Raw genomic sequence first — 13,950 nt, forward strand, 5'->3', positions numbered from 1 at the left:
AGATCACCTCCACAACAGCGGGGGGCACCGGCGCCCCCCAGCGAAGTCTTACTTAACCATCTCTTTTTCGATCAGTTGGATCAGGATGTGGATCACTTTGATGTGAATTTCCTGAACGCGATCCGCATAACCGAAGTGTGGTACACGGATTTCAATGTCCGCTGTACCGTCCATCTTACCGCCATCTTTCCCGGTAAGGGTGATCACTTTCATGCCCTTCTCACGCGCGGCGGCGATCGCTTTGATCACGTTAGCAGAGTTACCGGACGTGGAGATACCCAGCAGCACGTCGCCTTCACGGCCTACGGCTTCAACGTAGCGGGAAAAGATATGGTCGTAACCGAAGTCGTTGCCTACACAGGAGATGTGGCTCACGTCGGAAATCGCAATCGCCGGGTAGCCCGGACGGTTTTCGCGATAGCGTCCGGTCAGCTCTTCGGCGAAGTGCATGGCGTCACAGTGGGAACCGCCGTTACCGCAGGAGAGCACTTTACCGCCGGCTTTGAAGCTGTCGGCAAGCAGGACCGCCGCGCGCTGAATAGCGTGAATATTGGCATCATCTTTCAGAAAATTCGCCAGCGTTTCCGCCGCTTCGTTCAGTTCGTTACGAATAAGATCCTGGTACATGAGGATAATCCTTCAGTATTGATGAAATAACACAGTGGAGTGTACCGGATAGCAGTAAAAGCGAGAAGCTAAAGCCATGCGAATCGTCCGGCGTTTTGATTATTTGTGCCGGCTAAAACGCGAACAATGTGAACCAGGTTGTAATTATTTTGTAAACACATTGCTAAAGGAAATGACATCAACTACAACCATATCATCACAAGTGGTCAGACCTCCTACAAGCAAGGGAGCTTTTCTTTATGATGATTTTGAGCATTTTCGCAACCGTTGTGCTGCTCGGTGTGTTGTTCTATCACCGTGTCAGTTTATTCCTGAGTAGCCTGATTCTTCTGGCCTGGACGGCTGCACTTGGCGTCGCTGGTCTGTGGAATATCTGGGTCCTTGTTCCCCTGGCCATCATTTTGCTGCCGTTCAACCTGACGCCGATGCGTAAGTCGATGATCTCTGCGCCGGTGTTCAGGGGATTCCGTAAAGTGATGCCGCCGATGTCGCGTACAGAGAAAGAAGCGATTGACGCCGGTACGACCTGGTGGGAAGGCGATCTGTTCCAGGGCAACCCGGACTGGAAAAAGCTTCACAACTATCCGCAGCCGCGTCTGACCGCCGAAGAACAAGCCTTTATTGATGGTCCGGTAGAAGAAGCGTGCCGCATGGCAAACGACTTTGCCATCACTCACGAAATGGCCGACCTGCCGCCTGAGCTGTGGGCATACCTGAAAGAGCATCGCTTCTTCGCGATGATCATTAAGAAAGAGTACGGCGGTCTGGAATTCTCCGCTTACGCTCAGGCTCGCGTACTGCAAAAACTGGCGGGTGTCTCCGGGATCCTGGCGATCACCGTTGGCGTGCCAAACTCCTTAGGCCCGGGCGAGCTGTTACAGCATTACGGTACAGAAGAGCAGAAAGATCACTACCTGCCGCGTCTGGCGCGTGGTCAGGAAATTCCGTGCTTCGCGCTGACCAGCCCGGAGGCAGGCTCCGATGCCGGCGCAATTCCTGATACCGGCGTGGTTTGCATGGGCGAATGGCAGGGCCAGCAGGTGCTGGGCATGCGCCTGACCTGGAACAAACGTTATATCACCCTCGCACCTATCGCCACGGTGCTGGGCCTGGCGTTCAAACTCTCTGACCCGGAAAAACTGCTGGGCGGTGAAGAAGAGCTGGGTATTACCTGTGCGCTGATCCCAACCTCGACTCCGGGCGTTGAAATTGGTCGCCGTCACTTCCCGCTGAACGTACCGTTCCAGAACGGTCCTACCCGCGGTCAGGATATCTTTGTTCCGATTGACTACATCATCGGTGGCCCGAAAATGGCCGGGCAGGGCTGGCGTATGCTGGTGGAATGTCTGTCTGTGGGCCGCGGCATTACCCTGCCGTCGAACTCAACCGGCGGTCTGAAATCGGTGGCGATGGGGATTGGGGCTTACGCGCATATCCGCCGTCAGTTCAAAATCTCCATCGGCAAGATGGAAGGTATCGAAGAGCCGCTGGCGCGTATTGCGGGCAATGCCTACGTGATGGACGCCGCAGCCTCGCTGATTACCTACGGCATTATGCTGGGTGAAAAACCCGCCGTGCTGTCAGCGATTGTGAAGTATCACTGTACCCACCGCGCACAGCAGTCAATTATTGATGCAATGGATATTGCAGGCGGTAAAGGTATCATGCTCGGCGAAGGCAACTTCCTGGCGCGCGGCTATCAGGGTGCGCCGATTGCCATCACCGTGGAAGGGGCAAACATCCTGACCCGCAGCATGATGATCTTCGGCCAGGGTGCGATTCGTTGCCATCCGTACGTGCTGGAAGAGATGGCTGCCGCGCAGAATAATGATGTGGATGCCTTCGACAAGCTGCTGTTCAAACATATCGGTCACGTCGGCAGTAACAAGGTGCGCAGCTTCTGGCTGGGCCTGACGCGCGGGCTGACCAGCGCGACGCCAACCGGCGATGCGACCAAACGTTACTACCAGCATCTGAACCGTCTGAGCGCCAACCTGGCTCTGCTGTCTGACGTTTCCATGGCGGTGCTGGGCGGTAGCCTGAAGCGTCGCGAACGCATCTCCGCCCGTCTGGGTGATGTGCTGAGCCAGATCTTCCTGGCCTCTGCGGTGCTGAAACGCTACGACGATGAAGGCCGTCAGGAAGCGGATCTGCCGCTGGTGCACTGGGGCGTTCAGGATGCGATGTATCAGGCCGAACAGGCGATTGACGATCTGCTGGCGAACTTCCCGAACCGCTTCGTGGCGGGTGCCCTGCGCGCGGTGATCTTCCCGACCGGTCGTCATCACCTGGCGCCGTCCGACAAACTGGATCACAAAGTGGCAAAAATCCTCCAGGTACCAAGCGCAACCCGCTCTCGTATTGGTCGGGGTCAATATCTGGCACCTACCCCCCATAACCCGGTAGGTTTGCTGGAAGAGGCGCTGCTTGACGTGATGGCCGCCGACCCGATTCACCAGAAGATCTGCAAACAGCTGGGCAAAAACCTGCCGTTTACACGACTGGATGAGCTGGCAAAACAGGCGCTGGCAGGTGGCATCATCGACAACAGCGAAGCTGCGATTCTGGTGAAAGCCGAAGAGAGCCGTCTGCGCAGTATTAATGTGGATGATTTCGAACCTGAAGAGCTGGCGACACAGCCGGTAAAGCTGCCAGAGAAACACCGCAAACCTGAAGCGGCATAAGGCCTTTTGCTCCCACAAACCCCGCCCCGCGCGGGGTTTTTTATTGCCACATTTTCTGGTAATGACGTGCTACAGTGTCAAAAAGTGTTTATTAAGGAGCCTGTATCGTGCCTGGTTTAAAGATTTCTGTTTTGCAGCAACCTTTAGTGTGGATGGACGGCCCCGCCAACCTTCGCCATTTTGATCGCCAGCTGGAAGAGATTACCGGACGCGATGTGATTGTCCTGCCGGAGATGTTTACCACAGGTTTCGCGATGGAGGCAGCAAAACAGTCCATGCCGCAGGACGAGGTGGTGGCCTGGATGCACGCCAGGGCGCAGGAAACAAATGCGCTGATTGCCGGTAGCGTCGCACTCCAGACCGGGCGCGGACCGGTCAACCGCTTCCTGCTGGTCGAGCCGGAAGGAAAAGTCCATTTCTACGATAAGCGCCACCTGTTCCGCATGGCGGACGAACATCAACATTATGAAGCCGGAAGCGAACGCGTGGTATTTGAATGGCGCGGCTGGCGTATTCTGCCGCTGGTCTGCTATGACCTGCGCTTCCCGGTGTGGTCGCGCAACCGCAACGATTATGACCTGGCGTTGTACGTCGCCAACTGGCCCGCCCCACGCTCCCTGCACTGGCAGGCTTTACTGACCGCGCGCGCGATTGAAAATCAGGCTTATGTCGTTGGCTGTAACCGCGTGGGAACGGACGGCAACGGGCATCACTATCGCGGTGACAGCCGGGTGATCAGTCCGCAGGGTGAGATTATTGCCACCGCCGAGCCGCATCAGGCAACACGAATTGACGCTGAGATCTCGTTAACGGCGTTAAAGGAGTATCGGGAGAAGTTTCCGGCCTGGCAGGATGCAGATCCGTTTACGATCGGATAAACGCAACCCGCGATGTTACCCTGGCTTATCGCCTTGCGTAACATCAGGGAAAAGCAGAAATGAAAAAGGCCCACGTTATAAATAACGTGGGCCTGAATAGTGGCGGAACGGACGGGACTCGAACCCGCGACCCCCTGCGTGACAGGCAGGTATTCTAACCGACTGAACTACCGCTCCACTGTTCCCGTTTGGGGAACGAGGCGAATATTACGGTTTGCCTCTGAACTCGTCAACGCTTTTTCTCAGGTTTTGAATCGTTTGCTGCAAAATTCACCCAAACGGTGATTTAACAAACGTTTCAGCACATTTTCACGTGCGCCACAGACAGCTTCCGCCCTTCTTCTGCACTAAATCGAGACGAGATTCATGGTTCATCAGTTCTTCATCACTGGCTAAAACAACCCGCAGGCGATTCGCCTGACGCACAATACGCTGAATTCCCCCTTCATCCCTCGTCTGCTGGGATTCATTTTCCATACTGAATTTCATCGACGTTTGCCCGCCGGTCATGGTCAGGTAGACATCGGCCAGGATCTGGGCATCGAGCAACGCGCCGTGCAGCGTTCGCTTGGTGTTGTCTATCTCATAGCGAGAGCACAGGGCATCAAGGCTGTTACGCTTGCCGGGGAACATCTTCCTTGCCAGCGCCAGGCTATCCGTGACTTTACAGAACGTATTCGTCTTCGGAATATCACGGTTGAGCTTGCTGAACTCATAGTCCATAAAGCCGATATCGAACGACGCGTTATGAATGACAAGTTCCGCACCTCTGATGTAGTCGAGAAATTCATCTGCGACGTCGGCAAAGGTGGGCTTATCCAGCAAAAACTCATCGGCAATTCCGTGAACGCCGAACGCTTCCGGGTCCACCAGCCGATCGGGTTTAAGGTAAACGTGGAAGTTGTTGCCCGTAAGGCGACGGTTCACCACTTCAACGGCACCAATCTCAATGATTTTGTGCCCTTCGTAGTGGGCGCCAATCTGGTTCATACCGGTGGTTTCGGTATCAAGAACAATCTGGCGAGTAATTGCAGTGCTCATAGCGGTCATTTATGTCAGACTTATCGTTTTACTGAACGTTTCAAATACAGGAAGTCTACCAGAGATGCGTAAACAGGTAGAAATTTTCACCGATGGATCTTGTCTCGGTAACCCAGGGCCCGGCGGCTATGGCGCCATTATGCGCTATCGCCAGCATGAAAAAACATTTAGTGAAGGCTATTTCCTGACCACCAACAACCGCATGGAGTTGATGGCGGCCATCGTGGCGCTGGAAGCGTTAAAAGAACATTGTGACGTGGTGTTGAGTACCGACAGCCAGTATGTCCGCCAGGGCATTACCCAATGGATCCACAACTGGAAAAAGCGGGGCTGGAAAACGGCAGAGAAAAAACCCGTCAAGAATGTCGATCTCTGGAAGCGTCTTGATGCCGCCCTCGGTCAGCACGAAATCAAATGGGAGTGGGTAAAGGGGCACGCCGGTCATCCTGAAAACGAACGCTGTGACGAGCTGGCTCGCGCGGCGGCATCCAACCCGACCCATGAGGATGCAGGTTATCAACCTGAATCCTGATCACGGTTTTTTGTACTGCCGCGTGGCCCCCACGGTCTGGCGGATCCGCGTTTTTGATTTGCTTTGCTTCATCGGGTTGAGCGTAAGGGGGATCGTCCTCTTACGCGCGACAATAAATTGCATGCAGCCCAGCGCGGGTAAATGGGTGCTTAATAAGACCCCGCCTTTACGCGTCCAGGGGATGACCTGAAAACCCCCGTAGCTTAGCACTTCGAAATTTAACAGTGAAAGCCAGTCCAGCTGGCGCATCATGGTAAACATCCTGCTGTTATAAGGCGGCGTGCGACGCAGAACGGGCGTCAGTTTACGTAGCCCCATCAGACTCAGCGGATTAAAACCGCTCAGGATCAGCCAGCCGTCATCAATCAAAACGCGGTCGGCTTCCCGCAGCAGACGATGGGGATCGCTGCACCAGGGCAGCGTGTGGGCGAGCAGACAGGCATCAATGGATTTTTCCGCAAACGGCAAATGCAGCGGATCCGCTTTCACCTGAACCGGGGAGCCATTAAGCGATACGCTGACCTGATGCGAGATAGCGCAGCTTTCGGTATTGATTTCTGCGCTCAGATTGCCAATCTTAAGCAGGTGAAAACCATACATTTTCGCGAGCCAGGGTTTAAGCTGAAGTTCTAAGGCCTCGCGATAATATTCACCCCAGGGCAACTCTGCCCAACGTTCCGGTGGTGCGACAGTCTGAGGTATCCTTGCCGGTTTCATCAAAACACCCGCCACGCTATAAGAGGTAATGCATGAATCTTATCAGTATTTCCGCCTTTCAGGACAATTACATCTGGGTTTTAGTCGACGACGATCGCAGATGCATCATTGTTGATCCAGGCGAATCCGCACCGATCCTGCACGCGATTAAAGAAAACGGCTGGCAGCCGGAGGCGATCCTCCTTACCCATCACCATCACGATCATGTCGGCGGTGTTCCCGATCTCCTTGCACGCTATCCCCATCTACCCGTCTACGGACCAGCAGAGACACAGGATAAGGGTACGACGCAAGTTGTTGAAGAAGGCGAAAGTATCCTCATCCTCGGGTGGGAGTTTTCCGTATTTGCTACGCCAGGTCACACTTCCGGTCATCTCTGTTTCTACAGCAAACCTTATCTGTTTTGTGGCGACACGCTGTTTTCTGGCGGCTGTGGAAGGCTGTTTGAAGGCACGCCAGAACAGATGTATCAATCTTTACAAAAAATTAATGCGCTGCCAGCCGACACCGTAATTTGTTGCGCACATGAGTATACATTAGGGAATATGAAGTTTGCTGCAAGCGTGCTGCCTGAGGATCGGGCGATTCAGGATTATTACCAGAAAGTGAAGGAGTTACGTGCAAAAAACCAAAAAACACTCCCCGTAATTCTGAAAAATGAGCGACAAATAAATTTATTTTTAAGAACTGATGATGTTGATTTAATTAATAAAATTAATCAAGAAACAAATTTGTTACAACCTGAAGCGCGATTTGCATGGTTAAGGTCAAAGAAAGATAACTTCAGATAATTGCGGGTTGCCTTTTCAAAATTTCGCCGTTATCATCGCTCGTCTTTTAAGCAACTATTGACACACACATGAAGGCAAAAGCGATATTACTCGCCTCTGTCCTGCTTGTAGGTTGCCAGTCACAAAACGGCAGCAACGTACAACAGCACGCACAGAGCCTTTCTGCGGCTGGTCAAGGGGAAGCAGGGAAGTTTACGAGTCAGGCGCGATGGTTGGACGATGGGACATCCTTCGCGCAGGAACAAGACTTGTGGGCCTCTATTGGCGACGAGCTAAAGATGGGAATTCCGGAAAACAGCCGGATTCGCGAACAGAAACAGAAGTATTTGAGAAATAAGAGCTATCTCCACGATGTAACATTACGGGCAGAGCCGTATATGTACTGGATAGCCGGGCAAGTTAAGAAACGTAACATGCCTATGGAACTGGTACTACTACCCATAGTGGAGAGCGCTTTTGACCCGCACGCGACGTCTGGCGCCAATGCAGCAGGCATCTGGCAGATCATTCCGAGCACAGGGCGAAATTATGGTTTAAAGCAGACCCGCAACTACGATGCGCGTCGTGATGTTGTCGCTTCAACGACAGCCGCTCTCGACATGATGCAACGTCTGAACAAGATGTTTGACGGCGACTGGTTATTGACCGTCGCAGCGTATAACAGTGGTGAAGGTCGTGTACTGAAGGCAATGAAAGCGAATAAAGCGCGTGGAAAATCCACAGACTTCTGGTCGCTCTCACTGCCACAGGAAACAAAGATTTACGTACCGAAAATGCTGGCACTGGGCGATATTCTCAAGAACAGCAAACGTTACGGTGTACAACTGCCAACACCAGACGAAAGTCGTGCACTGGCGCGTGTCCGCCTCAGCAGCCCGGTTGATATTCAACAGGTTGCCGATATGACGGGTATGTCGGTAAGTAAGCTTAAAACCTTTAATGCAGGTGTTAAAGGCTCCACGCTGGGCGCTAGTGGCCCTGGCTATGTGATGGTTCCGCAGAAACATGCGGAACAGTTACGAGAGTCTTTAGCTTCGGGTGAAATTGCAGCCGTTCAGTCCACGCTGATCGCTGATACGTCGCCTGTAAGCAGCCGCAGCTATAAGGTGCGTTCAGGTGATACGCTTTCAGGTATTGCATCACGTCTTGGCGTGAATGCGAAAGATCTCCAGCAGTGGAATAATCTGCGCGGATCTGGTCTGAAAGTGGGTCAAACGCTGACCGTAGGTGCAGGTAGCAGTGCACAGCGTCTCGCTAAAAACAGCGATAGCATTACCTATCGCGTACGTAAAGGCGACTCGCTGTCCAGTATTGCTAAGCGTCACGGCGTAAACATCAAAGATGTGATGCGCTGGAACAACGATACTGACAACCTGCAACCTGGCGACCAGCTGACGTTGTTTGTGAAAAACAGCGCTACGCCAGATTCCTGATAGTACGATCGCTTGTTAAAAAGGCACCGATTCCCCTCGGTGCCTTTTTTATTTATCCCGCTTTTTGCGCTTCAGCCATAATGGTGTCGCTGGTAAACGAACCATCGTCATGCAGTTCAAAGTACGCCTTCACGTCAGCAGAGGCGCTCTCCTGATACAATCGGATCGCCTGAGTCAATGCCTCGGGTGTGCGCATCCGAGCAATCCATGGTGTGAACTCCAGCGGCAAACGGTCGGTTATCAATGAGCGTGAAATCAAGCCGGCTTCGGTGATAAACGTAAGCCACTCTCCACTGGAGTAGTTTTGCACGTGCGAGGTATCACGCAGCGCTTCAACCGTCTGGAGCCAGATATTTCGTACCGGATGTCCGGGAGACATCACGTCCATGATGATGAAGATTCCGCCCGGTTTGAGCACGCGTTTCACTTCCCGTAATGCCTGCCCCACATCATGCCAGTGGTGTGCAGAGTAACGGCTAATCACAACCTCAAACGACGCATCCTCAAAGGGTAAAGATTCAGCGTAGCCCTGGCGCGTCGTGACGTTATTCAGCCCTTTCGCTTTCGCCGCTTCAGCAACCACATCCAGCATCTGGCTCGATAAGTCATATGCCATCACCTGAGCAACCTGCTGTGCGGCGGTAAAACTGGCGTGCCCCGCCCCGCAGCCTAAGTCCAGCACGTGCGCGTCAGGAAACGCGGCGAGCCGTTCGCCGAGACGTACCAGATCGCGGCCAGAGGCGTGCACGGCGCTGCTCAGGTAGGCACTTGCCTGAGAACCAAACTGTTTTTCGACGTTGTCATGATGGGAGTGTGTTGTTGTCATGTTGCTGTCCTTTTATGGGTTAAAAAATAAAGGGCAGCACCCGCACAGGCCTGCCCCACGGCAGACCTGACGCACCATTATTTATCAGGTTTGCCGGGACTGAATTCAACTAGTAGAGGATTATGATCGGAGGCGCGCGTCACCAGAACGGAGGCGTCGTGCACGCTTAAACCCCGATAGAATACAAAATCGAGAGGACGACCAAACGCTTTCTTGCGCTGGTCATCGTTAAAACGAACTTCACGCAGCGACATTTCACGCGCGAAGCGGTACAACGCGTTCATACGCGGACGGCTCCAGGCATTGAAGTCCCCGGCCATAATGATCGGCCCACTGTGATGAGCAATCTGATCGCCAATGGGTAGTAACTGCTTACTGTACACATCAACACCCAGGCTGAAGTTCACCGCATGAATGTTTACCACCATCAGCAGGCGGGTGTCGGGCAACGGATAGACCGTGACCAGCGCCGATTTTGCCAGACGCAGGATTGGCTCACGTTCACGCAGCGGGCAGCAATAGACCGGATGTGCGGCTGAAAGGGTCATCACCCCAGAAGGATGCTGTGGCAGAACAAAGGCAGGCACCTGATCGGCTGCAAGATAGTTTGTCGTTGCAAACCTGACCAGCTCAGGCGTGGTTTGCGCCTCCTGTAACAGAACCAGATGCGCATCTTTACCAAAATTTTTAAGTACGGATAACCACTCCGCACGCTGTTGTTTAAAGATGTTCCACACCAGTACGCGAATTTTTTCGTCACTGCTTAATGGCGTGCCCGCTGGTAATGCCTGACCCAGGCTCGCAAACGACCCCGGAGGCAAGATCCTCTCCGCGGGCATTCCGGCAACATAACGCATGGCATAGGTATTTTTTCGCACTTTTGGAAACGACCTCTGTAACATGAACCAGCCCGGAAAACGGACTGGTTCTAATGTTATAGGGATTTTAGGTCACACTTTCAACGCAATTACAGAGAAACCGCTTTCCAGTTTTGTAAGCAAGCACTTACTGATACTTATCCAAGCGCGATACGAGCGGGTTTATCAAGTCGTCCACTCAGACCAATAAGCAGGAAAGCGACAAGCACAATTACCGCACCAATCCATGGCGTTTGGGTTAATCCAACGTGTTCAACCGTCTGCCCGCCGATAACCGATCCGAGTGCGATACCGATATTGAATGCGGCGATATTCAGGCCGGATGCGACATCCACCGCATTGGGCGTATAGCGTTCGGCTTTCTGTACAACATAGACCTGCAATCCCGGTACGTTACCAAACGCGAATATTCCCATAACCAACACAGTTACCAGCGCTGCGTATTGTATCGACGCGGTGAACTGGAAAATCATCAGCAGGACAACCAGCGCGGCGAAGATAAATTTTAGCGCCGGTACCGCACCATGCTTATCTGCAAGCTTGCCGCCCCAGATATTGCCGATTGCGACGGAGATACCGTAGCCCAGTAAAATCCAGCTCACTGCGCCCGGAGAAAAACCAGCCAGTTCCTGCATCATCGGTGCAAGGAAAGTGAACGCAGTGAACACACCTCCATAACCCAGAGCCGTAACGGCATAGATCAGCAGCAGGCGCGGGTGTGTCAGAACCTTAACCTGATCGCTCAGGCTGGCGCTCGCGCGCACCGGAATACTGGAGGGCACCAGCAGCAGGCTGGCTACCAGAGCAATTACGCCCAACAGCGATACAGCAAGGAAGGTTTCTCGCCAGCCAAAATGTTGCCCAATAAACGTTCCTAACGGCACGCCGGTGACCAGCGCGACGGTTAAGCCGCCAAACATAATCGCAATGGCTGACGCCGCTTTCTCTTTTGGCACCAGGCTGGTTGCAATCGTGGAACCGATGGAGAAGAAGACACCGTGCGCGAGGCCAGTCAGCAAACGGGCAATGACCAGGGTAGTGTAGTCCGGAGCCTGCCACGCCAGAATATTGCCGGCGGTGAAGAGCACCATCAGGGCAACTAACAGTTGTTTACGTGGAAAGCGTCCAGTCAGTGCGGTCAGCACAGGCGCCCCAACAGCGACGCCTAACGCGTAAATAGATACCAGCAGCCCGGCAGAAGGCAGCGAAATGGCGAGTTGTTCAGCAATGGTGGGAACAAGTCCTACAATTACAAATTCGGTCGTGCCAATTGCGAAGGCACTGATCGTCAGGGCAAGAAGCGCCAGTGGCATAAATACTCCGTCTCTTCAGGATTAAGATGACAGGCAGTATGCGCCAGTGTTTAAATAACAAAAATGGTTATAATCTCAATAGAATTTTGCGGATGATGCAATAATGAAAGCCACATCGGAAGAACTGACTATCTTTGTTGCCGTTGTTGAAAGCGGCAGCTTCAGCCGTGCGGCCGAACAACTCGGGCAGGCGAACTCCGCCATCAGCCGCTCGGTGAAAAAGCTGGAGATGAAGCTCGGGGTAAGTCTGCTCAACAGAACAACGCGGCAGCTCAGCCTGACGGAAGAAGGTGAACGTTATTTTCGCCGCGTACAATCCGTTTTGCAGGAGATGGCGGCAGCTGAGACGGAAATAATGGAGTCGCGTAGCACTCCGCGTGGATTGCTACGCATTGATGCGGCGACGCCGGTTGTGCTTCATTTTCTGATGCCATTAATCAAGCCATTCCGGGAACGTTATCCGGAGATGACTCTGTCCCTGGTCTCTTCAGAGACGTTTATTAACCTGATTGAGCGTAAAGTTGATGTGGCGATCCGCGCGGGAACCCTGACGGATTCAAGTTTACGCGCTCGCCCACTGTTCACCAGCTACCGCAAAATTATCGCGTCACCGCAATATATTGCAGAGCATGGCAAACCGGAGACCGTTGAGGAGCTGAAGCAGCACCTGTGCCTGGGCTTTACGGAACCTGTCTCGCTGAACACCTGGCCCGTGGCCTGTCATGACGGACAACTTCATGAGATCACTTGCGGACTTTCGTCTAATAGCGGAGAAACGCTGAAACAGCTTTGTCTTGAAGGAAATGGGATCGCCTGTTTATCAGACTATATGATTGATAAGGAAATAGCTGCGGGTCAGCTTGTAGAACTGATGGCTGACAAACGCTTACCTGTAGAGATGCCTTTTAGCGCAGTGTATTACAGTGACAGAGCGGTAAGTACGCGCATACGCGCTTTTATCGACTTCCTTAGCGAACATATAAAAACAGCTCCCGGAGGAGCTGTGTGAGGGTTTAAGGGTACAGAGGAAGGGCTTTTATTAATCCCAGTCTGGTGCTAACCCTTCCGGGCTGACCAGACGATCGTTACATTCCAGTGCAGCGATCGCGTTTTTATCTTCATCATCAAGCTGGAGATCCCGCGCTAACAGGTTACTTGCCAGGTTTTCACGTTTGGTTGAAGACGGGATCACGGTATAGCCCTCACCCATCGCCCATGCCAGGATCACCTGCGCGGCTGTCGCATTGTGTTTTTCAGCGATGCGTGCAATCACTTCATCTTTCAGCGCCTTACCATATGCCAGCGTCATGTACGAGGTGATGTGAATACCATGCTGTTTCGCCCAGTCCACGACTTTGTGGTTTTGCAGGTAAGGAGAGAGTTCAATCTGGTTGGTGGCAATATTTTCTTTACCCACTGCGGCAATGGCCCTTTCCATCAACGGGATGGTGAAGTTAGAGATGCCAATTTTACGCGTTAAGCCCTGCTCTTTCGCTTCCAGCAGCGCCTGCATGAACTCCTCCACAGAGACGGCATCGTCAGGTGATGGCCAGTGGATCAGCGTCAGATCAACATAGTCAGTACGCAGCTTTTTCAGACTTTCCTTCAGGCTTGGGATCAGCTTGTCTTGGCTGAGATTCTCAATCCAGATTTTAGTGGTGATGAAAAGTTCGTCGCGCGGTACGCCACTCTCTTCGATGGCCTGGCCTACGGCAGCTTCGTTATCATAAATCTGCGCCGTATCAATAGCACGATAGCCCAACTCAAGTGCGGTTTTAACAGATGCGATAACAACGTCGTCTTTCAGGCGGAAAGTGCCCAGACCCAGTGCAGGGATAGTCATATGATTCCTCAATCGTTATGTTCATAAACTGAGGAGAATTATCGCTGTAGTTGTTATGACGAAAAAGATCGTAAAACGCAGAGGATTTTTGCTAATTTCGCAACAATCAAACGACAGATAAGAAAAAAGCCCTGAGCGTTAGCTCAGGGCTTTTAATAAGTGGCGGAACGGACGGGACTCGAACCCGCGACCCCCTGCGTGACAGGCAGGTATTCTAACCGACTGAACTACCGCTCCACCGAATACTTCTGTAACCACCGGATTAATACACCGGCTTACTACTTAATTTGATGCCTGGCAGTTCCCTACTCTCACATGGGGAGACCCCACACTACCATCGGCGCTACGGCGTTTCACTTCTGAGTTCGGCATGGGGTCAGGTGGGAC

General features: G+C 52.9%; 13 protein-coding genes, 2 tRNA genes and 1 rRNA gene. 6 read left to right on the forward strand and 10 right to left on the reverse strand.

The annotated features are described in order from the left end of the window. Positions 1–48: 48 nt before the first annotated feature. Positions 49–627, reverse strand: coding sequence for a D-sedoheptulose 7-phosphate isomerase (lpcA, locus tag ACOTX5_RS21670; protein ID WP_003863232.1), 579 nt, complete (start codon positions 625–627; stop codon positions 49–51). A gap of 239 nt (positions 628–866) precedes the next feature. On the opposite strand from lpcA, the gene fadE reads away from it, so the two are divergent. Next, positions 867–3,311, forward strand: a complete 2,445-nt coding sequence (gene fadE, locus ACOTX5_RS21675) for an acyl-CoA dehydrogenase FadE (RefSeq protein WP_015571378.1) — start codon at positions 867–869, stop codon at positions 3,309–3,311. 107 nt (positions 3,312–3,418) lie between these two features. Next, the gene (locus ACOTX5_RS21680; protein ID WP_045911133.1) at positions 3,419–4,189 is read left to right on the forward strand and encodes an amidohydrolase; all 771 of its coding nucleotides are present in this window, start codon (positions 3,419–3,421) and stop codon (positions 4,187–4,189) included. 100 nt (positions 4,190–4,289) lie between these two features. On the opposite strand, the gene ACOTX5_RS21685 is transcribed toward ACOTX5_RS21680, so the two are convergent. Continuing rightward, positions 4,290–4,366, reverse strand: a tRNA-Asp gene (locus ACOTX5_RS21685). A 132-nt stretch (positions 4,367–4,498) separates the two neighbouring features. Beyond that, entirely contained in the window at positions 4,499–5,230 is a 732-nt protein-coding gene (gene dnaQ, locus ACOTX5_RS21690; RefSeq protein WP_003863237.1) for a DNA polymerase III subunit epsilon, read from the reverse strand. Here dnaQ and rnhA point away from each other — a divergent pair. After that, positions 5,184–5,762 (forward strand): ribonuclease HI, encoded by a 579-nt coding sequence (gene rnhA / locus ACOTX5_RS21695; RefSeq protein WP_160840538.1) that lies wholly within the window; start codon positions 5,184–5,186, stop codon positions 5,760–5,762. The two genes, dnaQ and rnhA, sit on opposite strands and share 47 nt — an antisense overlap. Here rnhA and ACOTX5_RS21700 read toward each other — a convergent pair whose 3' ends face one another. Further along, entirely contained in the window at positions 5,763–6,479 is a 717-nt protein-coding gene (locus ACOTX5_RS21700; protein WP_017383714.1) for a class I SAM-dependent methyltransferase, read from the reverse strand. 32 nt (positions 6,480–6,511) lie between these two features. Between ACOTX5_RS21700 and gloB the strand changes: the two genes are divergently transcribed. Both gloB and mltD read left to right on the forward strand, forming a co-directional pair. Continuing rightward, positions 6,512–7,270, forward strand: coding sequence for a hydroxyacylglutathione hydrolase (gene gloB / locus ACOTX5_RS21705; protein WP_032102816.1), 759 nt, complete (start codon positions 6,512–6,514; stop codon positions 7,268–7,270). Between the two features lie 68 nt (positions 7,271–7,338). Continuing rightward, positions 7,339–8,703 carry a murein transglycosylase D gene (gene mltD, locus ACOTX5_RS21710; protein WP_032671409.1) on the forward strand — a complete coding sequence of 455 codons (1,365 nt, stop codon included), beginning with the start codon at positions 7,339–7,341 and terminating at the stop codon, positions 8,701–8,703. A gap of 52 nt (positions 8,704–8,755) precedes the next feature. Here the strand turns inward: mltD and ACOTX5_RS21715 are convergent, their stop codons facing one another. The 3 genes from ACOTX5_RS21715 to ACOTX5_RS21725 all read right to left on the reverse strand — a co-directional run bounded on the left by ACOTX5_RS21715 (position 8,756) and on the right by ACOTX5_RS21725 (position 11,720). Beyond that, entirely contained in the window at positions 8,756–9,529 is a 774-nt protein-coding gene (locus tag ACOTX5_RS21715) for a class I SAM-dependent methyltransferase (protein WP_045911134.1), read from the reverse strand. A gap of 77 nt (positions 9,530–9,606) precedes the next feature. Further along, entirely contained in the window at positions 9,607–10,407 is an 801-nt protein-coding gene (locus ACOTX5_RS21720) for an endonuclease/exonuclease/phosphatase family protein (RefSeq protein ID WP_026080641.1), read from the reverse strand. Positions 10,408–10,544: 137 nt separating this feature from the next. After that, complete coding sequence (locus ACOTX5_RS21725; protein ID WP_045911135.1) at positions 10,545–11,720, reverse strand: MFS transporter; 1,176 nt, start codon at positions 11,718–11,720, stop codon at positions 10,545–10,547. A 103-nt stretch (positions 11,721–11,823) separates the two neighbouring features. Between ACOTX5_RS21725 and yafC the strand changes: the two genes are divergently transcribed. Further along, the gene (yafC, locus tag ACOTX5_RS21730; protein WP_015571393.1) at positions 11,824–12,729 is read left to right on the forward strand and encodes a DNA-binding transcriptional regulator YafC; all 906 of its coding nucleotides are present in this window, start codon (positions 11,824–11,826) and stop codon (positions 12,727–12,729) included. Between the two features lie 30 nt (positions 12,730–12,759). Here the strand turns inward: yafC and dkgB are convergent, their stop codons facing one another. The 3 genes from dkgB to rrf form a co-directional block, all read right to left on the reverse strand. After that, positions 12,760–13,563, reverse strand: a complete 804-nt coding sequence (dkgB, locus tag ACOTX5_RS21735; protein WP_045911136.1) for a 2,5-didehydrogluconate reductase DkgB — start codon at positions 13,561–13,563, stop codon at positions 12,760–12,762. A 160-nt stretch (positions 13,564–13,723) separates the two neighbouring features. Further along, positions 13,724–13,800 (reverse strand) — tRNA-Asp (locus ACOTX5_RS21740). Positions 13,801–13,855: 55 nt separating this feature from the next. Further along, a 5S ribosomal RNA gene (gene rrf / locus ACOTX5_RS21745) occupies positions 13,856–13,950 on the reverse strand; the annotation flags it as partial.

Origin of the sequence: Enterobacter cloacae complex sp. IR5441, assembly GCF_049238215.1 — a bacterium.
Lineage (GTDB): Bacteria > Pseudomonadota > Gammaproteobacteria > Enterobacterales > Enterobacteriaceae > Enterobacter > Enterobacter hormaechei_C.

Coding starts and splice junctions, on each gene's coding strand:
- fadE (WP_015571378.1), top strand. CDS start 867: ATGATGATTTTGAGCATTTTCGCAACCGTTGTGCTGCTCGGTGTGTTG.
- gloB (WP_032102816.1), top strand. CDS start 6,512: ATGAATCTTATCAGTATTTCCGCCTTTCAGGACAATTACATCTGGGTT.
- yafC (WP_015571393.1), top strand. CDS start 11,824: ATGAAAGCCACATCGGAAGAACTGACTATCTTTGTTGCCGTTGTTGAA.
- dnaQ (WP_003863237.1), bottom strand. CDS start 5,230: ATGAGCACTGCAATTACTCGCCAGATTGTTCTTGATACCGAAACCACC.
- ACOTX5_RS21700 (WP_017383714.1), bottom strand. CDS start 6,479: ATGAAACCGGCAAGGATACCTCAGACTGTCGCACCACCGGAACGTTGG.
- mltD (WP_032671409.1), top strand. CDS start 7,339: ATGAAGGCAAAAGCGATATTACTCGCCTCTGTCCTGCTTGTAGGTTGC.
- ACOTX5_RS21715 (WP_045911134.1), bottom strand. CDS start 9,529: ATGACAACAACACACTCCCATCATGACAACGTCGAAAAACAGTTTGGT.
- ACOTX5_RS21725 (WP_045911135.1), bottom strand. CDS start 11,720: ATGCCACTGGCGCTTCTTGCCCTGACGATCAGTGCCTTCGCAATTGGC.
- lpcA (WP_003863232.1), bottom strand. CDS start 627: ATGTACCAGGATCTTATTCGTAACGAACTGAACGAAGCGGCGGAAACG.
- dkgB (WP_045911136.1), bottom strand. CDS start 13,563: ATGACTATCCCTGCACTGGGTCTGGGCACTTTCCGCCTGAAAGACGAC.